Origin of the sequence: Streptomyces hokutonensis, from assembly GCF_042751305.1 — a bacterium.
Classification (GTDB): Bacteria; Actinomycetota; Actinomycetes; order Streptomycetales; family Streptomycetaceae; genus Streptomyces; species Streptomyces hokutonensis_A.
In genome coordinates this window covers 185,146-206,686 of record NZ_JBHYWD010000007.1, presented here as the reverse complement: position 1 = coordinate 206,686, position 21,541 = coordinate 185,146, and the positions used below count along the sequence as shown (strand labels likewise).

General features: G+C 71.0%; 21 protein-coding genes. 14 read left to right on the top strand and 7 right to left on the bottom strand.

The genetic code is table 11. From position 1 onward, the window contains the following. Nucleotides 1-142: 142 nt before the first annotated feature. Entirely contained in the window at nt 143-346 is a 204-nt protein-coding gene (locus ACFXC1_RS20625; RefSeq protein WP_381244601.1) for a hypothetical protein, read from the bottom strand. A gap of 9 nt (nt 347-355) precedes the next feature. Next, nucleotides 356-1,015, bottom strand: a complete 660-nt coding sequence (cofC, locus tag ACFXC1_RS20620; protein WP_381244599.1) for a 2-phospho-L-lactate guanylyltransferase — start codon at nt 1,013-1,015, stop codon at nt 356-358. A 144-nt stretch (nt 1,016-1,159) separates the two neighbouring features. Here cofC and ACFXC1_RS20615 point away from each other — a divergent pair, with 144 nt between their 5' ends. From ACFXC1_RS20615 to ACFXC1_RS20605, 3 genes are all read left to right on the top strand, one after another. Beyond that, the gene (locus ACFXC1_RS20615) at nt 1,160-1,969 is read left to right on the top strand and encodes a lysophospholipid acyltransferase family protein (protein WP_381244597.1); all 810 of its coding nucleotides are present in this window, start codon (nt 1,160-1,162) and stop codon (nt 1,967-1,969) included. Continuing rightward, nucleotides 1,966-2,976 (top strand): NAD(P)H-dependent glycerol-3-phosphate dehydrogenase, encoded by a 1,011-nt coding sequence (locus ACFXC1_RS20610; protein WP_381244595.1) that lies wholly within the window; start codon nt 1,966-1,968, stop codon nt 2,974-2,976. The genes ACFXC1_RS20615 and ACFXC1_RS20610 overlap by 4 nt, the downstream gene beginning before the upstream one ends. 197 nt (nt 2,977-3,173) lie before the next feature. Continuing rightward, nucleotides 3,174-4,331: a D-alanine--D-alanine ligase family protein gene (locus ACFXC1_RS20605; RefSeq protein ID WP_381244593.1), complete on the top strand. Its 1,158-nt coding sequence runs from the start codon at nt 3,174-3,176 to the stop codon at nt 4,329-4,331. A 19-nt stretch (nt 4,332-4,350) separates the two neighbouring features. Here ACFXC1_RS20605 and ACFXC1_RS20600 read toward each other — a convergent pair whose 3' ends face one another. Further along, nucleotides 4,351-4,842, bottom strand: coding sequence for a DUF3515 domain-containing protein (locus tag ACFXC1_RS20600; RefSeq protein WP_381244591.1), 492 nt, complete (start codon nt 4,840-4,842; stop codon nt 4,351-4,353). A gap of 20 nt (nt 4,843-4,862) precedes the next feature. Then, nucleotides 4,863-5,096 (bottom strand): Lrp/AsnC family transcriptional regulator, encoded by a 234-nt coding sequence (locus ACFXC1_RS20595; protein WP_019068732.1) that lies wholly within the window; start codon nt 5,094-5,096, stop codon nt 4,863-4,865. 191 nt (nt 5,097-5,287) lie between these two features. On the opposite strand from ACFXC1_RS20595, the gene ACFXC1_RS20590 reads away from it, so the two are divergent. Both ACFXC1_RS20590 and thiD read left to right on the top strand, forming a co-directional pair. Beyond that, entirely contained in the window at nt 5,288-6,253 is a 966-nt protein-coding gene (locus ACFXC1_RS20590; protein WP_019068733.1) for a thiamine-phosphate kinase, read from the top strand. Further along, nucleotides 6,250-7,044 (top strand): bifunctional hydroxymethylpyrimidine kinase/phosphomethylpyrimidine kinase, encoded by a 795-nt coding sequence (gene thiD, locus ACFXC1_RS20585; protein ID WP_381244589.1) that lies wholly within the window; start codon nt 6,250-6,252, stop codon nt 7,042-7,044. The genes ACFXC1_RS20590 and thiD overlap by 4 nt, the downstream gene beginning before the upstream one ends. Before the next feature lie 83 nt (nt 7,045-7,127). Here thiD and rpmB read toward each other — a convergent pair whose 3' ends face one another. After that, the gene (rpmB, locus tag ACFXC1_RS20580) at nt 7,128-7,313 is read right to left on the bottom strand and encodes a 50S ribosomal protein L28 (protein WP_004924906.1); all 186 of its coding nucleotides are present in this window, start codon (nt 7,311-7,313) and stop codon (nt 7,128-7,130) included. 257 nt (nt 7,314-7,570) lie between these two features. Between rpmB and ACFXC1_RS20575 the strand changes: the two genes are divergently transcribed. Continuing rightward, nucleotides 7,571-9,259, top strand: coding sequence for a DAK2 domain-containing protein (locus ACFXC1_RS20575; protein WP_381244952.1), 1,689 nt, complete (start codon nt 7,571-7,573; stop codon nt 9,257-9,259). 3 nt (nt 9,260-9,262) lie between these two features. Here ACFXC1_RS20575 and ACFXC1_RS20570 read toward each other — a convergent pair whose 3' ends face one another. After that, complete coding sequence (locus tag ACFXC1_RS20570) at nt 9,263-12,208, bottom strand: tetratricopeptide repeat protein (protein ID WP_381244587.1); 2,946 nt, start codon at nt 12,206-12,208, stop codon at nt 9,263-9,265. Continuing rightward, a complete protein-coding gene (locus tag ACFXC1_RS20565; RefSeq protein ID WP_381244585.1) occupies nt 12,208-14,034 on the bottom strand; it encodes an HSP90 family protein in 1,827 nt (608 codons plus the stop codon). Before ACFXC1_RS20565 ends, ACFXC1_RS20570 begins: the two co-directional genes overlap by 1 nt. Before the next feature lie 168 nt (nt 14,035-14,202). Here ACFXC1_RS20565 and recG point away from each other — a divergent pair, with 168 nt between their 5' ends. The 8 genes from recG to mutM all read left to right on the top strand — a co-directional run bounded on the left by recG (nt 14,203) and on the right by mutM (nt 21,528). Continuing rightward, nucleotides 14,203-16,410: an ATP-dependent DNA helicase RecG gene (gene recG, locus ACFXC1_RS20560; protein WP_381244583.1), complete on the top strand. Its 2,208-nt coding sequence runs from the start codon at nt 14,203-14,205 to the stop codon at nt 16,408-16,410. Between the two features lie 86 nt (nt 16,411-16,496). Next, nucleotides 16,497-17,084 (top strand): 16S rRNA (guanine(966)-N(2))-methyltransferase RsmD, encoded by a 588-nt coding sequence (rsmD, locus tag ACFXC1_RS20555; protein ID WP_381244581.1) that lies wholly within the window; start codon nt 16,497-16,499, stop codon nt 17,082-17,084. Nucleotides 17,085-17,110: 26 nt separating this feature from the next. Further along, nucleotides 17,111-17,590, top strand: a complete 480-nt coding sequence (gene coaD / locus ACFXC1_RS20550) for a pantetheine-phosphate adenylyltransferase (RefSeq protein WP_019068740.1) — start codon at nt 17,111-17,113, stop codon at nt 17,588-17,590. Between the two features lie 99 nt (nt 17,591-17,689). Further along, entirely contained in the window at nt 17,690-18,766 is a 1,077-nt protein-coding gene (locus ACFXC1_RS20545) for an ATP synthase F0 subunit B (RefSeq protein ID WP_381244579.1), read from the top strand. Nucleotides 18,767-18,899: 133 nt separating this feature from the next. Then, a complete protein-coding gene (locus ACFXC1_RS20540) occupies nt 18,900-19,553 on the top strand; it encodes a YceD family protein (protein ID WP_381244577.1) in 654 nt (217 codons plus the stop codon). Nucleotides 19,554-19,555: 2 nt separating this feature from the next. Then, nucleotides 19,556-19,729 (top strand): 50S ribosomal protein L32, encoded by a 174-nt coding sequence (gene rpmF, locus ACFXC1_RS20535; RefSeq protein ID WP_015657589.1) that lies wholly within the window; start codon nt 19,556-19,558, stop codon nt 19,727-19,729. A 19-nt stretch (nt 19,730-19,748) separates the two neighbouring features. After that, nucleotides 19,749-20,594, top strand: coding sequence for a ribonuclease III (gene rnc / locus ACFXC1_RS20530; RefSeq protein ID WP_381244575.1), 846 nt, complete (start codon nt 19,749-19,751; stop codon nt 20,592-20,594). Nucleotides 20,595-20,673: 79 nt separating this feature from the next. Then, complete coding sequence (gene mutM / locus ACFXC1_RS20525) at nt 20,674-21,528, top strand: bifunctional DNA-formamidopyrimidine glycosylase/DNA-(apurinic or apyrimidinic site) lyase (RefSeq protein ID WP_381244573.1); 855 nt, start codon at nt 20,674-20,676, stop codon at nt 21,526-21,528. Nucleotides 21,529-21,541: the final 13 nt, after the last annotated feature.

Below are 21,541 nucleotides of genomic sequence, written 5' to 3'. Positions count from 1 at the left end.
ATTATGCCCGCCCGCCCCACACCCCCCCCACACCCCCCCCCCCCCCCCCTTTCTGATGGGTACCCTCGCCCCCCCCGCGGGGGGGGCCCCCCCCCGGGGGCCCCCCCCCCCCGCGGCGTGTTCACGGCCCGTACACGGCCGTTCAGAAGGTTTGCAGCGTCACCAATGTGACCCTGAGGCCGTCCTTCGGCCCCTCCGTCTCGATCCGCACCCGCTGTCCCGGCCGCAGCAGCCGCAGCCCGCCCGCGTCGAACGCGGCGGTGTCGAAGGGCACCGGGGTGCCGTCGTCGAGCAGCACACTGCCGGTGCGGGTCCCGGCGTCGTAGGTGTAAGCGGTCGCCTGCATGGCCGCAGCCTACTGCCCGCCCACGGCCCCCGGCCTTCCCGGAATCAGCAGCCCCGCGGCCGCCGCCGCCGTGCGCGGCCCCACGCCCAGGGCCAGCGCCGCGCGCAGGTCCTCGCCGGTGTCCACGTCCTGCCGTACGGAATCCACCGCGTCCAGGGCGAGTTCGGCCGCGCCGGAAGCGCGGTGGCGGGCGCGGGAATCGGTGCCGAATGCCGGGCGCAATTCGCGGCCCTCTCGCGCGGTGAGCAAGGTCGTGCCGATTGCGGCGGCGTCCGGGAGAAAAGCGCGCGGGAATTCCGCCGCCGCGTCCAGGACCCGGGCCAATTCCATGGGGCGCAGAGCCGGCAGATCGGCGTTCAGGGCCGCCACCGCGCTTTCGGGGCGGGAAACCCGCACGACCGTCACCGCGTGCCGCAGCGCGGCGTTCAGACCGTCTCCCGGCTCGTCCGCGACGATACGGGCGCCCAGCGCGGCGAGTTCGCGGCCGGCCAGGGCGTCGCCCGTGACGACCGCCACATCGCGGACCGCCGGGCAGGCCAGCACGGCCGCCACGGTGTCCTGCGCGAAGGCGAGGGCGAGCCCCGGACGCAGCCCGTCGCCGGCCGTGTCCGAGAGCCTGGTCTTGGCTCGCGCCAGAGACTTCAGGGGTATGACCAAGGTCCACTGCACGCGGGTTCCGTCCCTCTCTTGTCACGGTCATTGTCACCCGGCGCCCCTGGCGTTGTCGGTGGCGGGGCGTACGGTGTTCTCGACAGACCGACGGCCTGGGGCGACACTTGTGCGGCCCCCCAGGTCCTAGAGGAAGGTGTTCGCGTGCCCCGCCGCAGAATCGGGTTCTGGTACCGCTTCGCAGCGGTCCTCTGCAAACCGCCGCTGGTGGTTCTGATCAAGCGGGACTGGCGTGGAATGGAGCACATTCCGGCCGAGGGCGGATTTATCACCGCGGTGAACCACAATTCGCACGTAGACCCCCTTGCGTACGCTCACTTTCAGTACAACACCGGGCGCGTTCCGCGATTCCTCGCGAAGAGCGGCCTTTTCAAGAAGGGATTCGTCGGCGCCGCGATGCGCGGCACCGGACAGATCCCCGTCTATCGCGAGACCACCGACGCGCTGAGCGCCTTCCGCGCCGCGATCGACGCCGTGGAGCGCGGTGAATGCGTCGCGTTCTATCCCGAGGGCACCATCACCCGCGACCCCGACCAGTGGCCCATGACCGGCAAGACCGGTGCCGCGCGCGTGGCCCTGCAGACCAAGTGCCCGGTGATTCCCGTCGCGCAGTGGGGCGCCAACGAGTTGCTGCCGCCGTACGCCAAGAAGCTGCACGTCTTCCCGCGCAAGACCAGCCATGTGCTCGCGGGCCCGCCGGTGGACCTCACGCGCTTCTACGGCAAGGACATGAGCCCGGACCTCCTCAAGGAGGCGACCGAGGTCATCATGGCCGACATCACCCGCCTGTTGGAGCAGATCCGCGGCGCGAAGGCACCCGAGACGCCCTACGACCCGCGCCGCGAGCGGATCGAGCAGCGGCGCCGGACGGCCGCGGAGACCGAGCAGTTGGAGTCCAGGGCCGAGTCGGCGACCGAGCCGATGGTCGAGCAGGAAGAGGGGCAGGGCACGTGAGCGAGCCGGTCAAGGCGGCTGTTTTCAGCGCCGGTTCATGGGGCACGGCTTTCGGCATGGTGCTCGCCGACGCGGGCTGCGAGGTCACCCTGTGGGGGCGCCGCGCGGAAGTCGTGGACGCCATCAACTCCGGCCGTACGAACCCCGACTACTTCCCCGGTGTCGAACTCCCGGAGAACCTGCGGGCCACCACCGACCCCGCCGAGGCCGCCGCCGACGCCGACTTCACCGTCCTGTCGGTCCCTTCGCAGACGCTGCGCGCCAACTTGGCCGACTGGGCACCCCTGTTGGCGCCCGACACGGTCCTCGTCTCACTCATGAAGGGCGTCGAACTCGGCTCCGTCATGCGGATGAGCGAGGTCATCGAGGACGTCGCCAAGGTGAGCCGGGACCGTATCGCCGTGGTCTCCGGACCCAACCTCGCGCGGGAGATCGCCTCCCGGATGCCGGCCGCCGCGGTGGTCGCCTGCACCGACGAGGCCGTGGCCCGCCGGCTCCAAGCCGCCTGCCACACCCCGTACTTCAGGCCGTACACCATCACCGACGTCGTGGGCTGCGAGCTCGGCGGCGCGGTGAAGAACGTGATCGGGCTCGCCGTCGGCATCGCGGACGGCATGGGACTCGGGGACAACGCCAAGGGCTCGCTCATCACGCGCGGTCTCGTCGAGACGACCCGGCTCGGCATCGCGATGGGCGCCGACCCGCTGACCTTCTCCGGACTCGCGGGCCTCGGCGACCTGGTGGCGACCTGCTCCTCGCCGCTGTCCCGCAACCACACCTTCGGCACCAACCTCGGCAAGGGCATGACCCTCCAGGAGACCATCGCGGTCACCAAGCAGACGGCCGAGGGCGTCAAGTCCTGCGAATCCGTACTGGACTTGGCCCGCAGGCACGGCGTCGACATGCCGATCACGGAGACGGTGTTCGAGATCGTGCACGAGGGCAAGTCGCCGGTGGTCGCCGTGAAGGAGCTGATGTCGCGGAGCGCGAAGCCCGAGCGACGCTGAGCGCTCCGCTGGGTGGGGCCGTGGAGTGGGGGCGCCTTGTGCCGTCGGGTGGCTGCGGGTCCCTCGTGGCTTGTCGCGCTCACGCGGCGGTAGCCGCATATCGATACAGCCCCGCGCCCCTTCAGGGCGCTGCGCGAACCGCCCGTCGTCAACCGACGCTGTATCACAGCAGTACCACCGGGTACGCTCATCGCGATATGAGCACCGAGAACCTCTCCCAGAGCCCTGAGCAGCCGCCTCGCAAGCCGCGTGTGGCCGTCGTGTTCGGCGGTCGCAGCTCCGAACACGGGATCTCCGTGGTCACCGCCGGCGCCGTCCTCGCGGCCATCGACCGGACCAAGTACGACGTCCTGCCGATCGGCATCACCCGCGAAGGCCGCTGGGCCCTCACCGCCGACGCGCCGGAGCGCATGGCGATCACCGACCGGCGTACCCCGGACGTCGAGGAGCTCGCCGAGTCGAGCGAGGGCGGAGTGGTGCTCCCGCTCGACCCCGGGAACCGCGAAGTCGTCATCAGCGAACCGGGATCCGTGCCCAAGGCCCTCGGCGAGGTCGACGTCGTCTTCCCCGTCCTGCACGGCCCCTACGGCGAGGACGGCACCCTCCAGGGACTCCTGGAGCTGTCCGGTGTGCCGTACGTGGGCGCGGGTGTGCTCGCCTCGGCCGTCGGCCAGGACAAGGAGTACATGAAGCGGGTGTTCACCTCCTTCGGTCTCAGGGTCGGCCCCTACGTGGTGATCCGGCCGCGCGAGTGGCAGCGGGACGAGTCCGCCGCCCGCAAGAAGATCGTCGACTTCGCCGGTGAGCACGGCTGGCCGCTGTTCGTGAAGCCCGCGCGCGCGGGTTCGTCGATCGGCATCACCAAGGTCGACGACCTGGCCGGACTCGACGAGGCGATCGAGGAGGCGCAGCGGCACGACCCGAAGATCCTCGTGGAGGCCGCTCTGCGCGGGCGCGAGATCGAGTGCGGGGTGCTGGAGTTCGAGGACGGGCCGCGGGCCAGCGTGCCGGCCGAGATCCCGCCGCCCCAGGAGCACGCGTACTACGACTTCGAGGCGAAGTACATCGACTCGACCCCCGGCATCGTGCCCGCCCCGCTGACGCCGGAGGAGACCGCCGAGGTGCAGAGGCTCGCGGTGGACGCCTTCGACGCGGCCTCCTGCGAGGGGCTGGTGCGGGCGGACTTCTTCCTCACCGAGGACGGCCAGTTCGTCATCAACGAGATCAACACGATGCCCGGTTTCACGCCGATCTCCATGTATCCCAAGATGTGGGAGGCCAGCGGCGTCCCCTACGGGGAGCTGGTGGACCGTCTGGTGCAGGCGGCGCTGCGCCGGTCCACCGGACTGCGCTGAACGGGCCGGTCCGGTCGATCTAGTCGGCGATCCCTGCGGGGATCGCCTTCCGCACGGACTTCGCCAGGTCGACCAGGGGCGCCAGACCGTCTCCGGTGCGGTCCTTCGGGATGGTCACCTCGACGTACGCCTTGCGCAGCGTCGTGGTGAACCGGAAGGACCCGTCGTCCTGCTTCTGCAGCAGCCAGCCGACGCCGTTCACCTCGACGCCGTCGGCCTCCGGGTCGTTCATCTTCGCGGGTCTCACGACACCGCAGCGCAGTATGATCGCCGGGTTCCCCCAGCCCGCGGTCAGCGCGGACGCGGGCTCGGGATCCCGGCGGCCCTGGCCGTCGACCTTCGACGGCAGCACCTTGTCCAGATTCCGGCACAGCCCGGTGACCTTCGCGCCCGGTGAGGGAACCGCCGCCGACGCGCTGTCGTCTGCTGAGGAGCAGCCCGCGAGGGTGATCAGCGGGGCGAGCACGGACAGCCCGATGACAGAACGGTGCCGGTGACGGAGAGAGTTCACCGGCCAAGGGTAGACGGGGGCTACAGATGCACCACCGGGCAGGTCAGGGTGCGGGTGATGCCGTCCACTTGCTGGACCTTGGCGACCACCATGCGGCCGAGATCGTCGACCGTGTCGGCCTGGGCGCGCACGATCACGTCGTACGGTCCCGTCACGTCCTCGGCCTGGATCACTCCGGGAATCTTGCTGATCGTGTCGGCGACGGTCGACGCTTTGCCGACCTCCGTCTGGATCAGGATGTACGCCTGTACCACGGAACCTCCAGGGCGGCCACGAGGATCATGTGGGGAAAAGGAACGCCACGGTATCGCGTCGCCGCTCACCACGGGGAGACCCGCGGCGGTGCCGGGGCACGGGCACGACTGAAGTTGACGGTCACCTCGACCGTACCGAGCACACCGACGGCTCGCGACCGGGCGCTGCCGTCACGAGAAGAGGACGAACGATGAAGGGCACCGTCGGTGAGTTGGGGGAGTTCGGGCTCATCAGGGAGCTCACTTCCCGGCTCACCACCACTCCCTCGGTCCGGGTCGGCCCCGGCGACGACGCCGCGGTCGTCGCCGCGCCCGACCGCAGGGTCGTGGCGAGCACCGACATCCTGCTGGAGGGGCGGCACTTCCGCCGCGACTGGTCCACCGCCTACGACGTCGGACGCAAGGCCGCCGCGCAGAACCTCGCGGACATCGCCGCGATGGGCGCCGTACCGACCGCGCTGCTCCTCGGACTGGTCGTGCCGGCCGAACTCCCGGTCACCTGGCCCATGGAGCTGATGGACGGCCTGCGCGACGAGTGCCAGGTCGCGGGCGCCTCGGTGGTCGGCGGCGATGTCGTACGAGGCGACACGATCATGGTGTCTATCACCGCGCTCGGCGATCTGCGCGGCCGGGAGCCGGTCACCCGGGCCGGCGCCCAGCCCGGTGACGTGGTCGCCGTGACCGGCTGGCTGGGCTGGTCCGCGGCCGGGTACGCGGTGCTGTCCCGGGGCTTCCGCTCGCCGCGCGCGTTCGTGGAGGCGCACCGGCGCCCCGAGCCGCCGTACCACGCGGGTCCGGCGGCGGCCGGGCTCGGCGCGACCTCGATGTGCGACGTCAGCGACGGGCTCATCGCCGACCTCGGGCACATCGCCGAGTCGAGCAAGGTCCGGATCGACATCCGCTCGGGCGCGATCGACATCCCGACGCAGATGCACGACATCGGGCAGGCCGTCGGCGTCGACCCCATCCAGTGGGTGCTCACCGGGGGAGAGGACCACGCGATCGTGGCGACCTTCGCCCCGGACGTGAAGCTGCCGGCCCGCTGGAAGGTGATCGGCGAGGTCCTGAACCCGTCGGCGCTGCCCCAGGTGACGGTCGACGGGGCGCCGTGGACCAGCAAGGGCGGCTGGGACCACTTCGGGGACATCGAGTCGTGAAGCCCAACGTCCTCACGGTGGCAGGCTCCGACTCCGGTGGAGGGGCCGGAATCCAGGCCGACTTGAAGACGATGCTCGTGCTCGGCGTGCACGGCATGAGCGTCGTCACCGCCGTCACCGCGCAGAACTCCCTTGGTGTGCAAGGCGCTTGGGAACTTCCGGCCGAGGCGGTGCGCGCCCAGTACCGCAGCGTCGTAGACGACATCGGCGTACAGGCCGTGAAGACCGGCATGCTCGCGTCGGCCGAACTCGTCGAGACCGTCGCGGAGTTGCTCGCGGGGACGGACGCCCCGGCAGTCGTCGACCCGGTCGGCATCTCGAAGCACGGGGACTCGCTGCTGGCGGACTCCGCGCTGGACGCCGTACGCACGAAGCTGCTTCCGGTGGCGACCGTGGCGACGCCGAACCTGGACGAGGTGGCACAGCTCACCGGTGTGCGGGTCGAGACGGAGGAGCAGTTGCGGGAGGCCGCGTCAGCCGTGCTGGCGTACGGACCACGGTGGGTGCTCGTCAAGGGCGGGCATCTGGCCGGCGACGCCGTGGACCTGCTCTCCGACGGCACCGAGGAGCACTGGCTGCGCGCGCCCCGGTTCGACAACCGGCACACCCACGGCACGGGCTGCACGCTCGCCTCGGCGATCGCCGCGCACCTCGCGATGGGACGGCCGGTGCCGGAGGCGGTGGCGGCGGCGAAGGAGTACGTCACCGGGGCGATCGCGGCCGGGTTCGCGCTGGGGGGCGGGATCGGGCCGGTGGATCATGGATGGGCGCTGCGGCGCGAGGGCCTCTGAGCGGGCACGGCAAAAAGCCGGCCCACACGAGGTGGACCGGCTCGATGCAGCGAACCAGCAGTGGCCGCGCGCTCAGCAGTGCGTCAGCGCGAGACCTTGCCGGCCTTGATGCACGAGGTGCAAGCGTTCACGCGCTTCGGCGTCCCGCCGACCACGGTACGAACGCGCTGGATGTTCGGGTTCCAGCGACGCGGCGTACGGCGGTGCGAGTGCGAGATGTTGTTGCCGAAGCCCGGCCCCTTGCCGCAGACGTCGCAGTTGGCAGCCACGGGTCACTCCAAAGACTTCAGATGCACAGATGCACTTACGGATGATCCCGGCATGCCGGGATCAGGATCTAGGATCTGATGTGGCGCTGCCAGGGGGGATGGCCCGATCGGGATCGGGCAACCGGAGCAGCATACAACGACTGCGCCGGTTCAACGAAACTACCATGCCTGGTCGAGGGCCTGCTCCGGCCCTCCTCGGGCCCGGCCCCCTCCGGGGTCTACGCTGCGTGCCAGTCCAGCAGCTCAAGGAGGCGCAGGTGCCGCAGGTGCCGCAGACATTCTTCGATGCTCTCGCGGTGCGTACCTGGTGCGGTCTCGCGCTGCGGGCGCTGGGGCGTGCGCGCGAGGAGATCGACGCGATCAACGTGTATCCCGTGGCCGACGGGGACACCGGCACCAACCTGTACCTGACCATGGAGTCCGCCGTCGCCGCGGTCGAGGCGGTGTTCGACGGCCACGGCACCCTGACCGAGCAGAAACCGCCGCTGGCCGACGCCGCCCACGCGATGGCCCACGGGGCGCTCATAGGGGCGCGCGGCAACTCCGGGACGATCCTCGCGCAGCTGCTGCGGGGCATGGCACAGGTACTCGCCGCCGACGGTGAGACGGCTCACACCGACGGGGAGGGGCTGCGGCTCGCGCTGCGGCACGCGGCCGACTCCGCCCGGCAGGCCGTGGCCCACCCGGTCGAGGGCACGGTCCTCTCGGTCGCCTCGGCGGCTGCCGACGCGGCCGGCGACACCGAGGGCGACTGCGGGACCGTGGCACGGGCCGCCTACGACGGAGCGTGCGCGGCGCTGGCCGCGACCCCGGGGCAGCTGGCGGTCCTGGAGCGCGCGGGAGTGGTCGACGCGGGCGGACGGGGACTGGTGGCGGTGCTGGCCGCGCTGGTGGAGACGTTCACACGGGAGGCGCCGGTCTTCGGGGGGCACGCGCGCGTGGAGGCCGTTTCGGCTTCCGGTGCTCCCGGGGTCGACGACGTCCTCCTCTGTGAGGACGACCCGACGGCACCCCAGGAGGGCGGTCCCGCCTACGAGGTGATCTACCTCCTGGAGGCCGAGGACACGGCCGTGACCCGGCTGCGGGACCGGCTCGACGCCCTCGGCGACTCGCTCGTCGTGGTCGGCGGCGACGGCCTGTGGAACGTCCATGTGCACGTCGACGACGCCGGCGCCGCCGTGGAGGCGGGCGTCGAGGCCGGGCGGCCGTACCGCATCCGGATCACCCACTTCGGGCTCGGCGACGTGCACACCACCGGTGCCGAACGGCCGCCCAGGGAGCGCGCCCAGCGGGCCGTCGTCGCGGTCGTCCCGGGGGAGGGCCTGGCGGGGCTCTACGGCGAGGCCGGCGCGACCACCGTGCTCGCGCGCCCCGGGGAGCCGCCCGCCAGCGGGGAGCTGGTCGCGGCTCTGCGGCGAGCCCACGCGCGTGAGGTCGTGCTGCTGCCCAACGACGCCGACCTGCGGCACACGGCGGCGGCAGCGGCCGAGCAGGCCCGCGCCGAGGGCATCCGGGTCGCGCTGATCCCGACGCGCTCCGCGGTCCAGGGGATCGCCGCGCTCGCCGTGCACGAGCCCGGGCGCCGCTTCGACGAGGACGTCGTCTCCATGACCTCGGCGGCCGGCGCGACCCGCTACGCCGAGGTAGCCGTCGCCGAACGCCAGTCCTGGACCATGGCCGGCATCTGCCAGGCCGGGGACGTCCTGGGCCTCGTCGACGGCGACGTGGCGGTGATCGGCGCCGACGTCACGGCCACCGCCCGCGCCGTCCTGGACCGCATGCTCGCGGCCGGCGGCGAACTCGTCACCCTCGTCCTGGGCGACGAGGCCCCCGAGAGCGTCGCCGACGTCCTGGAGGTCCACGTCCGCGAGTCGTATCTCGCCGTCGACACAGTGGTGTACCGGGGCGGCCGGCAGGGCGCCCTGCTGCTCATCGGCGTCGAGTAGGGACTACTTGTCCTCGTTCTGCTCCTCCATGAGCTGGAGCAGCTGCTCGGCCTCGGCGCGACGCGCCTGTACCGTCTCGTCGCGGTCGTCGGCATCCTCGTAGGCCTTCAGCACGCCACGCGCGCGTGCCGCCGCGTCGCCGGGACGGCTGAGGTCCGCCTCCAGCCAGCCCGCGGCGAGTTCGGCGGCCGTGCGGGTGTGCACGGCGCCGTCCCCGAGGGCGGCGAAGACGGCGACGGCCTCCGCGGTCTGCGTCAGAGCGTCCTCGAACGCGCCCTGGATCGCGGTGTCCTCGGCCTCCTCGGCGACCGAACGGGCCAGCAGCTCGCCGAACTGGCGGTGCGTGTGGCCGAGTTCACCGGTGAGCCGCTGCCGAGCCTCCTCGTCGTCCGTCACCAGGAGCGCGGCCTCGCACTCCTCGATCGCGGCCGACATCAACTCCCGCGCGCTGTCGAGCCCTTGGTCGGCGGGCAACGCCAGCCAGGCCCGGGCGCGCAGCGAACGCACCAGCCCGTGCACATTCCCCAGGGACCGCCACAGGTCGCCCGCGCGCGTGTACGCCTGGTCCGCCTCGGTGTGCAGCCCCGCGTGCCCCAGGGACTCGGCGGCGAGATGGGCGAGCGTCGCGTGGTCGTGCTGCTCGGGCCAGTGCCGGGCGATCTCCGCCGCCTGCAACCGCCGTTCGGCCGCCGCGCGGTGCTCGCCCAGCTCGCTCAGACAGTCGCCGAGCCACCACTTCGTCTGGACGATCGCGCCGTCGCCGTGCGTCTCGGCGCTCAGGTCGGGCAGCGCCGACTCCAGCACCTCCGCGGCCTCGGCCCACCGGCCCTGGCGCAGCAGGAAGCCGCCCAGCTGGTGCCGGGCCCAGGCGCCCAGCGTCCGGCCCTCGCCCGCCTCGTCGGACCAGTGCGCGGCCTCCAGGGCGTGCTCCGCGGCCTCCTGGGCCCGGCCCCGGCCGCCGAGCACCTCGGCGAGCTGGAGGTGCAGCTGCGCCCGCCCGGGCGCCTCCAGGTACGGCCCGCCGTGCTCCAGGGCGGCCCGCAGCGCCCGCTCCGCCTCCGCGATGTCCCCGAGGTGATGGGCGAGCCCGGCCGACCGGGCCTCGTACTCCACCGCGAACCACGGCAGCCCCGCCTCCACGAAAGCCGCCGAGGCCTTCGCGAACAGCCGGACGCCCGTCTCCAAGTCCCCGGTCCGTACTGCGAGTTCGGCCAGCATCGCCTGTCCCTCGGCACCCCGCGCGGCCAGCCGGACATCGGCCTCGTCACCCGGGAGGGGCTGCCCGTCGACCAGGGCGAGCACCTCCCGGACGGCGGCCTCGGCGGCGGCCAGGACCTCGCCGTCGGGGGAGTCGCCCGAGGGGTCCTCGTGCACGCCCCGCATCAGGACGCGCGCCCGGCTCATCAGCACACCCGCCGTCTGCCGCACACCCGTGGCGCCCTCGGCGTACAGGGCGAGCACCCCGTCGTACGGCTCGGCGATCGCCGCGAGGGCCTCGTCGACCTCGCCCGTGAGCGCCCGTACGTACGCCCCACGCGCGCGTGCCGCCCACGCCTCCCCGGGGTCGCCCGCCTCGACATACAGCTCGGCGGCGCGCTCGAAGAGGGCGATGCCCTCGGGGCCCCGGTCCATCGCCTGGTGGTCGGCGATCTCGGCGCGGTCCAGGGCGGCCAGCTCGGCGCCCTCGGCGGCCCGCGCGACGGCCAACCAGGCCTCCACGGCGTGCGGTTGCAGCGTGTCCGACAGCCGCCGCGCCTCCGCGAGCAGCGCGGCGAGGTCCTTCTCCGCGGCCGGTTCGGGGGCGGGGACGGTCACCGGTGCGGAGGCAGACCGGCCCGCCGAACGCACTCCCAGGGGCAGCCGTTCCACCAGGGGACGCTGATCCATGCGCGCGCGTGCCCCGTCGCCGACATGGGTCGTGCCGTTGCGCTCGTCGAAGCGGGCGGCCAGCGCGAGGGTCTCCACGCGCGCGTGGGCGGCGAGTTCACGCGCCGTCCAGGGACGGCCGGCCGGTCCCGGCACCCGCTGGTCGCCGAGCCCCAGCTCCGTCAGCCGGTCCATCAGCAGCGTCACCACGGACAGGAACTCCAGCCCGCTGCGCGGGTTCCCGGAGTCCGTGAAATACGCCGGCCGCTCCGCCAGCAGCTCCAGACCGCGCGCCTCGTTGCCGCTCAGCGCGCAGAACTCCACATGGTCCGCGTACGCGCCCCGCATGCTCTCCATGGGCCGTACGAGCCGGAAACCCCGCAGGTGATGCGCGCGCGCCTCGTCGGCCCGCCCCAGGCGCAGCAGGGGGGCCAGGGAGGACGCGAGGACGGTGTGCGGTTCGTGGGCGCAGGTGAACTCGCCCTCCAGGACCGGACCCCACAGGTCGAGGGCCTCGGCGTCCCGCCCCCGCTCGACCTGCCACTCGCCCTGGCTGTGCAGCTCGCACGCGTGGCAGTCCGCCATGGTGTCCCGGTCGGCGGCCAGCCACGCCGCATACGCCCGCTCGGCCCGCGCCAGGTCCCCGACGTGCGAGGCGACACTGAACTCCGCACTGCGGACGGCCCGTTCGGAGTGCCCGGCCAGCCGGTAGCGGTGCTCCATCTCGGCGAGCCACTTCTCGATCGACGCGAGCGGGATGTGCGGCTGGCCGAGCATTCCGGACGACATCCACTTGAAGACCCAGTGCAGCGAGTGGATCTCGTACTCGTCGAAGTCCTCGGGCCGTTCGTCCCACATGCGCAGCAGGCGCGCGAAGGGGACGAACATCTTGTCCTTCTCGGAGCTGTAGTTGTAGACCTTCAGCTGGTGCCCGAGCGCCTCGATCACCGCGAGCGGGATGTCCAGCTTCTCCGCCTCGGCGAGCAGTTGCTCCGCGCGCGCGTTGCGGGCCGGTCCCTCCGGCTCCTCGGAGTTCTCGGCCATCGCCCGGCGCAGCGCGTCGAAGTCCGTGATCCCTGTCATCAGTGGTCGCCCTCCCCGTGTGTGGCCCACTCCAGGAGGCCGATGAACGCCCGGTTCAGCAGTGCCGAGTCGGCGGGGCGCAGTGGTCGCTGCGCCATCAGGAGTGCCTGCCCGTAGAGCGACTCCGTGGCCGTCCCGATCAGGTCTCTGTCCTTGAGCGAACTGATCCGCCGGATCAGCGGGTTGAGATGGTTCAGCACCAGTCGCGCGCGGGGAGTGCTGCCGCGCAGCGAGCCGAGAATGCCCGCCCACAGGTCGTCGGCCTGCTCCTCGGCCTCCGCGCGGGCCTGCTCGTGCCGGGCCGAGCGGTCGTCCAGGTGCAGCGCGGGCACCGACAGCGGATGGAACGCCCGCAGGACCACATCGCAGCCCAGGGGATCCAGCTTGGCCCGCGCGGCGGCCAGGAAGTCCGCCAGCGCCAGCTCCTCGGCCGGGTCGACCGAGTCCAGGTGCGCGGTCACGGTGTCCGAGTCCAGCTCGGCGACCACCGTCCCCGGGCGCACCGACGGCAACGCCTCGACCAGCTCGCCGTCGTAGGTGTAACCGCCGTTGATCACCCCGATGCCCTGCGCGGACGCGATCGGGGCGACCTGCCGGTACTCCTCGACCGTCCGCGTGAAGTGCACCACCGCGTGGCGCTGTGCGAACTCCTCCAGGGACACGCGTCCGTCGGTCGTCTCGAAGGGGAGCCACGGCAGCATCGTGCGCAGCATCTCCGGGTCGTGCCGCGCCAGGGACTTCACCCCCAGGTGATGCACCGACAGGAACGTGGCCAGCCGCTCCGGATCGCCCGCCGCGAGCCCGGTCAGCCAGGAGCGAATCCTTTCACCCAGCGCCTCCCGTACGGCCGCCAGCGTCTCGTCCTCGTACAGCGACTCGCGCGAGGCCGTGGGCCGCAGACTGTCCGTGTCCAGCACACAGCGCACGAAGAACGCCCAGTCCGGAAGCAGCTGTTCGGCCCGCTCGGTCAGCAGCATGCCCTTGAGATGCACCCGGTGCGTGGCACGCTGCGCGGGACTGACGGCGCTCGGAAGGACGTAGGCCACCCCCCGGATGCCGGCGAGCGGTACGGACAGCTCGATCGAGTCCAACGGCGTGAACCCGAACAGCTCGTGACAGTGCCGCGCCAGCGCCACCCTGCGGGCACCGGGACTCGGGTACGGCCGGTCCCAGGGCGCCGGCAGATCGGTGACCGCCTCACCGTCCACCCGCACGTCGTACGGCAGCAGCGCCCCGAAGTCCCGGGCCAGCGCGAGGACCCGCTCCTTGGTGAGCCACTCACCGGCCCCGGCGCGCGCCACCAGGTGCACGGTGGTGCCCGGTTCGGGATGCTCGGCGGCGGGCAGGGTCCGCACGGTGTACGACCCGTCGTCCGTCGCCGTCCACTCCACGGGCGGCGCGTCGGGCGTACGGGCGCTGCGGCTGACGACCCGGATCCGCTCGGCGACCACGAAACAGGCGAGCAGCCCGATGCCGAACTGCCCGAGGAAATCGGAGCGGGCCTCCTGGAGTCCGTCGGCGCGCTTGGAGCTACGGCCGATCGTCGCGAGGAGGTTGTGCACGTCCGCCTCGGTGAGCCCGACGCCGGAGTCCTCGACGCGCAGGGTGCCGCCCTCGGCGTACAACCGCACCAGGGCGGGGGCGTCGGGCTGTTCGGCCCGGCGCGCGGTGATCGCGTCCACGGCGTTCTGCAGCAGTTCGCGCAGATAGACCTTGGGGCTCGAGTAGAGGTGATGGGAGAGCAGGTCCACCAGACCGCGCAGGTCGACCTGGAACGTGTGAGGTGACTGGGATGCCTGTGATGACTGTGAGGTCTGGGAGTCCATCGTCGCAGCGCCGAGGTGGGGGAAGGTGCGAACGGCGCGAGGGTCGGGCGGTCCCTGTGAGGCGGTGACCGCGGGGATGGCCGGAGCGCGCCATCCTAGGCCTCGAACGACCCACCTGACCAGGGGTTTCGCAAGACGTATACGGCATTGTCAGTGGCGTGGTGTGCAATGGATCTCGTGCCCGCACTGGAAGAACCACTGAAAAAGGTGCTCGGCCCCGCCACCGCGAAGGTGATGGCCGAGCATCTCGGCCTGCACACCGTGGGCGACCTCCTGCACCACTACCCGCGCAGATACGAGGAACGCGGCCAGCTCACGCACCTCGCCGAGCTGCCGATGGACGAGCACGTCACCGTGGTCGCCCAGGTCGCCGACGCCCGTCTGCACACCTTCGCGTCCAGCAAGGCCCCCCGGGGCAAGGGCCAGCGACTCGAAGTCACGATCACGGACGGCAGCGGCCGGCTCCAACTCGTCTTCTTCGGCTCGGGAGTTCACAAACCCCACAAGGAACTCCTGCCGGGCACCCGGGCGATGTTCGCCGGCAAGGTCTCCGTCTTCAACCGCCGACTGCAACTCGCTCATCCGGCTTACGAGTTGCTGAAGGGCGACGCCGAGGAAACCGTGGAGACATGGGCGGGCACCCTGATCCCCATCTACCCCGCCACCGCCAAACTGGAGTCCTGGAAGATCGGCAAGGCCCTCCAGACGGTCCTGCCCAGCGCCCAGGAGGCCGTCGACCCCCTCCCGGACTCCCTCCGCGAGGGCCGCGGCCTGGTCTCCCTCCCCGAAGCCCTCCTCAAGATCCACCGCCCCCACACCAAGGCGGACATCGCCGCCGCCCGAGACCGCCTCAAGTGGGACGAGGCCTTCGTCCTCCAGGTAGCCCTGGCCCGCCGCCGCCACACCGACGCCCAACTTCCGGCGGTGGCCCGCAAACCATCGCCCGACGGCCTCCTCGCCGCCTTCGACGACCGCCTCCCGTTCACCCTCACGGACGGGCAGCTGAAGGTGTCGAAGGAGATCTTCGACGACCTGGCGACCGAGCATCCGATGCATCGGTTGCTGCAGGGGGAGGTCGGATCGGGCAAGACAATGGTGGCCCTCCGAGCCATGCTCGCCGTCGTCGACGCAGGTGGCCAGGCCGCGATGCTCGCGCCCACCGAAGTGCTCGCGCAGCAGCACCACCGCTCCATCACCGAGATGATGGGGGAGCTGGCCGAGGGCGGGATGCTGGGTGGGGCCGAGCGGGCCACGAAGGTCACGTTGCTCACCGGCTCCATGGGGACGGCGGCCCGCCGCCAGGCCCTCCTCGATCTCGTCACCGGTGAGGCCGGGATCGTGATCGGTACGCACGCGTTGATCGAGGACAAGGTGCAGTTCCACGACCTGGGCCTGGTCGTGGTCGACGAACAGCACCGCTTCGGCGTCGAACAGCGCGACGCCCTGCGCGGCAAGGGCAAACAGCCCCCGCACCTCCTCGTCATGACCGCCACCCCCATCCCGCGCACGGTCGCCATGACGGTCTTCGGCGACCTGGAGACCTCGGTCCTCGACCAGCTCCCGGCCGGCCGCTCACCCATCGCCAGCCATGTCGTCCCCGCCGCCGACAAACCCCACTTCCTGGCCCGCGCCTGGGAGCGGGTCCGCGAGGAGGTGGGCAACGGCCATCAGGCGTACGTCGTCTGCCCCCGCATCGGCGACGAGGAGGACGACCCCAAGAAGGCCGGCAAGAAGAAGTCCCCCGAGGACGAGGCCGAGAAGCGCCCGCCGCTCGCCGTCCTCGACGTGGCCGCCCAGCTGGCGAAGGGCCCCCTCCAGGGCCTCAGGATCGAGGTGCTGCACGGCCGTATGCACCCCGACGACAAGGACGCCGTGATGCGCCGCTTCGCCGCCGGGGACACCGACGTCCTGGTCGCCACGACGGTCATCGAGGTCGGCGTCAACGTGCCCAACGCCACGGCGATGGTGATCATGGACGCGGACCGCTTCGGCGTCTCCCAACTCCACCAGCTGCGCGGCCGGGTGGGGCGTGGTTCGGCGGCCGGTCTCTGCCTCCTGGTCTCCGAGATGCCCGAGGCCAGCCCGGCCCGCCAGCGCCTGAACTCCGTGGCGTCCACCCTCGACGGCTTCGAACTCTCCCGCATCGACCTCGAACAGCGCAGAGAGGGCGATGTGTTGGGGCAGGCGCAGTCCGGTGCCCGTACGTCTCTGCGCGTGCTGTCCGTCATCGAGGACGAGGAGGTCATCGCGGAGGCGAGGGAGGAGGCGACGGCGGTCGTCGAGGCGGATCCCGACTTGGAGCGCCTCCCGGGCCTGCGTGTGGCACTGGATGCGTTGCTGGACGAGGAAAGGGAGCAGTACCTGGAAAAGGGCTAGAGGCCGGCCCACCTTCTTCAGGGGCGCGAGGAACTGCGCGACCAGCCACACTGATACCCGAAGACGCCCACAAGCAAGGACCCCACATGACCCGCGTGATCGCCGGCGAAGCCGGCGGACGTCGACTCGCGGTGCCGCCAGGCACCGGTACCCGCCCCACCTCCGACCGCGCGCGCGAGGGCCTCTTCTCCACCTGGCAGTCCCTCCTGGGCGCCCCCCTGAACGGCGAACGGGTCCTCGACCTCTACGCGGGCTCAGGAGCCGTAGGACTGGAGGCCTTGTCCCGAGGAGCCGGCCACACCCTCCTCGTAGAGGCCGACGCCAAGGCCGCCCGGGTCATCAGGGAGAACGTCAAGAACGTCGGCCTCCCCGGCGCCGAGGTCAGGGCGGGCAAGGCCGAACAGGTCGTCCAGACAGCGGCGCCGACCGAGCCGTACGACATCGTCTTTCTCGATCCGCCGTATGTTGTCCCAGATCACGATCTTCGGGAGATTCTCCTCACACTCCGGTCGGGGGGCTGGCTCGCGCCGGACGCGCTCGTCACCGTGGAGCGCAGCACCAGGGGCGGTGAATTCGGGTGGCCGGACGGTTTTGAGGGGATCCGGGCCCGTCGTTACGGCGAGGGGACCTTTTGGTACGGTCGCGCCGCCTCTACGTGCGAAGACGCACGATGACCGGACCGGAGAGCGAGGGAAATCAAGTGCGCCGCGCTGTTTGTCCGGGGTCCTTCGACCCCATCACCAATGGACACCTCGACATCATCGCCCGTGCCTCCCGGCTGTACGACGTCGTGCACGTCGTCGTGATGATCAACCAGTCGAAGAAGGGCCTGTTCACCGTCGACGAGCGGATCGAACTGATCCGCGAGGTCACCGCCGAGTTCGGCAATGTGCAGGTCGAGGCCTACCACGGCCTCCTCGTCGACTACTGCAAGCAGCGCGACATCCCCGCCATCGTCAAGGGCCTGCGCGCGGTCAGCGACTTCGACTACGAGTTGCAGATGGCCCAGATGAACAACGGCCTTTCGGGCGTCGAAACCCTGTTCATCCCGACCAGCCCCACCTACAGCTTCCTGTCGTCCTCGCTGGTCAAGGAGGTCGCGACCTGGGGCGGCGACATCTCCCACCTGGTGCCGCCGGTGGTTCTGGATGCGCTCAAGGGCCGGATCGGCAAGGCCTGAGGGACTGACTGTGCGTCACCCGGTGTCGGGCGGGACAGGAGTGGTCGTACAGTCGACCCGTCCGTCTCCAACACGTCGGTAGAGAGTGGCGAGCACACGGTGGACGTGCAGAAGAAGCTCGACGAGATCGTCGCCTCGGTCTCCAGCGCCCGGTCCATGCCCATGTCGGCCTCCTGCGTGGTCAACCGCGCCGAGCTCCTCGCGATGCTCGAAGAGGTGCGCGCGGCACTGCCCGACTCGCTGGCCGAGGCGCAGGAGCTGATCGGCGGCCGGCACGAGATGGTCGAGCAGGCCCGTCAGGAGGCCGAGCGGATCATCCAGACCGCGCACGCCGAGCGCGGCTCGCTGATCTCCGACACCGAGGTCGCCCGCCGCTCGCAGAACGAGGCGGACCGCATCCTCGCCGAGGCCCGCCAGGAGGCCGAGGAGGTCCGCGCGGAGGCCGACGACTACGTCGACTCCAAGCTCGCCAACTTCGAGGTCGTCCTCACCAAGACCCTCGGGTCGGTGGGGCGGGGCCGCGAGAAGCTGCTCGGCACGGGCCCGGGCATCGACGACCAGGGCTACGAGGACGAGGACGCCCCCGAGCGCAGCCACGACCCGGAGACCCTGCGCCGCGACGCCGACGCGTACGTGGACGTCAAGCTCGGCGCCTTCGAGGCGGTCCTCGCCAAGACCCTGGAGGCCGTTGGCAAGGGCCGGCAGAAGCTGCACGGCCGGATCGCCAGCGACGACCTCGGCGCCCTCGCCTTCGACGACGACGGCAACCAGGTCCAGCACACCAGCGACGCCGACTACCTCGCCGACCTCGCGACCGTCACGGACACCCCGGTCTCGAACACCCCGGTCCAGCCCGAGCAGCAGGACTACGCCCCGCAGGCGGCCTACGACTACCAGCAGACCGGCCAGCAGCAGGACCAGTACGGCTACCAGCAGCAGTACGCCCAGCCCCAGCAGCAGGACCCGTACGGCTACCAGCAGGCCGACCCCTACGCCTACCAGGGCTACGACACCGGCCAGCAGCCCGTGTACGACCCGAACCAGCTGCAGCAGGCCCAGCAGCCGGCCCAGCAGGGGCAGCAGCAGGGTTACGCCCTCGACGAGACCAGCCTCTTCGACACCGGCATGATCAGCGCCGAGCAGCTGCGGGCGTACGAGCAGGGCCGAGGCCTGTAAGGGACCACCGGATTGGGCCGTGAGCGAAAGGTCCAGTATCCTGGCTCTTCGGTCGCGTGTACGTCCGCGATCAACGCTGCCCGGAAGCACCGAAGGGCAGCGTTCCTTGAGCTCAGCAGACCGAAAGACAGGAATGGCTCTGAACGCCCGCCTCGACCACCGCAACCCTCTCGTGTTCGACACTCACGAGCTGGGGCGGCGTCCTGGTGCGCTGCAGCGCCTGACCCGTTCGATCGACGCTCCCAAGGATCTCGGGATCCAGGGAGTCATCGGAGTGCCGGAAGGCGCCCCGGTGAAGCTCGACCTCCGCCTTGAGTCGGTCATGGAAGGGGTGCTTGTCACAGGCACCGCCCGTGCACAGGCCAAGGGGGAGTGCGTAAGGTGTCTGGAGCCGCTCGAGCTGTCGCTCGAAGCGGAATTCCAGGAGATGTTCTCGTACCCTGACGCCGACGACCGTGGCCGTGTGAAAGCGGAACCGGTCGACGACGCCGAGGAAGACGAGGACAGGCTCTTCATCGAGGACGGCCTGTTCGACCTCGAACCCGTGCTGCGCGATGCGGTGGTGCTCGCACTGCCGATGCAGCCGGTGTGCCAGGACGACTGTCCGGGCCTGTGCTCCGAGTGCGGAGTGCGGCTCGCGGACGACCCGGACCACCACCACGACGCCGTCGACATCCGTTGGGCGGCACTGCAGGGACTCGCCGGTTCACTCGAAGACGGCGAGAAGGACGAGATCAGTGGCGAGGCGCCCCGACCGGCGCGCGCCAACGAGAAGCAGGAGAAGTAGCCGTGGCTGTTCCGAAGCGGAAGATGTCGCGCAGCAACACGCGCCACCGCCGGTCGCAGTGGAAGGCTGCGGTCACCCCTCTGGTTGCGTGCGAGCGCTGCCACGAGCCCAAGCAGCAGCACATCGCGTGCCCGTCTTGCGGCACGTACAACAAGCGCCAGGTCCTCGAGGTCTGAGCGGCTGGTGAGAGGCTCCATGTCTGACGTCAAGGCGGAATCGACCGCCAAGAAACAGGCGGACACGGCCTCGTCCCACACGCTGTTGGAAGGGCGGCTCGGGTATCACCTCGAGTCCGCCCTTCTGGTGCGTGCGCTGACCCACCGTTCGTACGCGTACGAGAACGGCGGTCTGCCGACGAACGAGCGGCTGGAGTTCCTCGGGGACTCCGTGCTCGGCCTCGTCGTCACGGACACGCTGTACACCACCCACCCCGACCTGCCCGAAGGCCAACTGGCCAAGCTGCGGGCCGCGGTGGTCAACTCTCGTGCGCTGGCGGAGGTCGGTCGCGGTCTGGAACTCGGCTCCTTCATCCGGCTCGGCCGGGGCGAAGAGGGCACGGGTGGCCGGGACAAGGCGTCCATCCTCGCCGACACCCTTGAAGCGGTGATCGGCGCGGTCTATCTCGACCAGGGCCTCGACGCGGCCTCCGAACTGGTGCACCGCCTGTTCGACCCGCTGATCGAGAAGTCCTCGAACCTCGGTGCCGGCCTGGACTGGAAGACCAGTCTCCAGGAGCTCACCGCGACCGAAGGACTCGGTGTCCCCGAGTACCTGGTCACGGAGACCGGCCCCGACCACGAGAAGACCTTCACTGCTGCCGCCCGCGTCGGAGGCGTCTCGTACGGCACCGGCACCGGCCGCAGCAAGAAGGAGGCGGAGCAGCAGGCCGCCGAGTCCGCCTGGCGGTCCATCCGGGCCGACGCAGACGAGCGTGCCAAGAAGGCGAAGGAGACGGCCGAGCAACAGGCCGCCGAAACCGCCGCCGAGGCCGCTGAGCAGCCTGCCGAGGAGAGCGCCGACCAGTCGTCGGCCTCCGCCTGACCGAACAGCGCGACCCGAGCGCCCGTCCCCGAGTGGGGCGGGCGCTCGGATCGTTCACCCGTGACCAGCAGGGGATGCCATGCCCGAGTTGCCCGAGGTCGAGGTCGTCCGGCGGGGTCTGGAGCGGTGGGTCGCCCAGCGCACCGTCACCGACACCGAGGTACTGCATCCGCGTGCGGTACGACGTCATGTCGCCGGCGCCGACGACTTCGCGCACCGGCTCAAGGGGCATCGCATCGGCACGCCCAGCCGGCGCGGCAAGTACCTGTGGCTGCCGTTGGAGGACACCCACCAGGCGGTGCTGGCCCACCTCGGGATGAGCGGTCAACTCCTCGTCCAGCAGCACGAGTTCCCCGACGAGAAGCACCTGCGCATCCGGGTCCGGTTCGCCGACACCCTCGGTACCGAACTCCGCTTCGTCGACCAACGCACCTTCGGCGGACTGTCGTTGCACGACACCACCCCGGACGGGCTGCCGGACGTCATCGCGCACATCGCGCGCGACCCCCTGGACCCGTTGTTCGACGACGAGTTGTTCCACCAGGCACTGCGCCGCAAGCGCACGACCATCAAACGGGCCCTGCTCGACCAGTCGTTGATCAGCGGGGTCGGCAACATCTATGCGGACGAGGCCCTTTGGCGGGCCCGCGTCCACTACGAACGCCCGACCGCGACCTTCACCCGCCCGCGCACCGCCGAACTCCTGGGCCACGCACGGGATGTGATGACCGCGGCCCTCGATGTGGGCGGCACCAGCTTCGACAGCCTGTACGTCAACGTGAACGGCGAGTCGGGCTACTTCGACCGCTCGCTCGATGCGTACGGCCGCGAGGGCCTGCCGTGCCGGCGCTGCGGTACGCCGATGAAGCGGGAGGCGTGGATGAACCGGTCGAGCTACTTCTGCCCCAAGTGCCAGCGCCCGCCGCGCGGTTAGCCTCTCGGAGCGT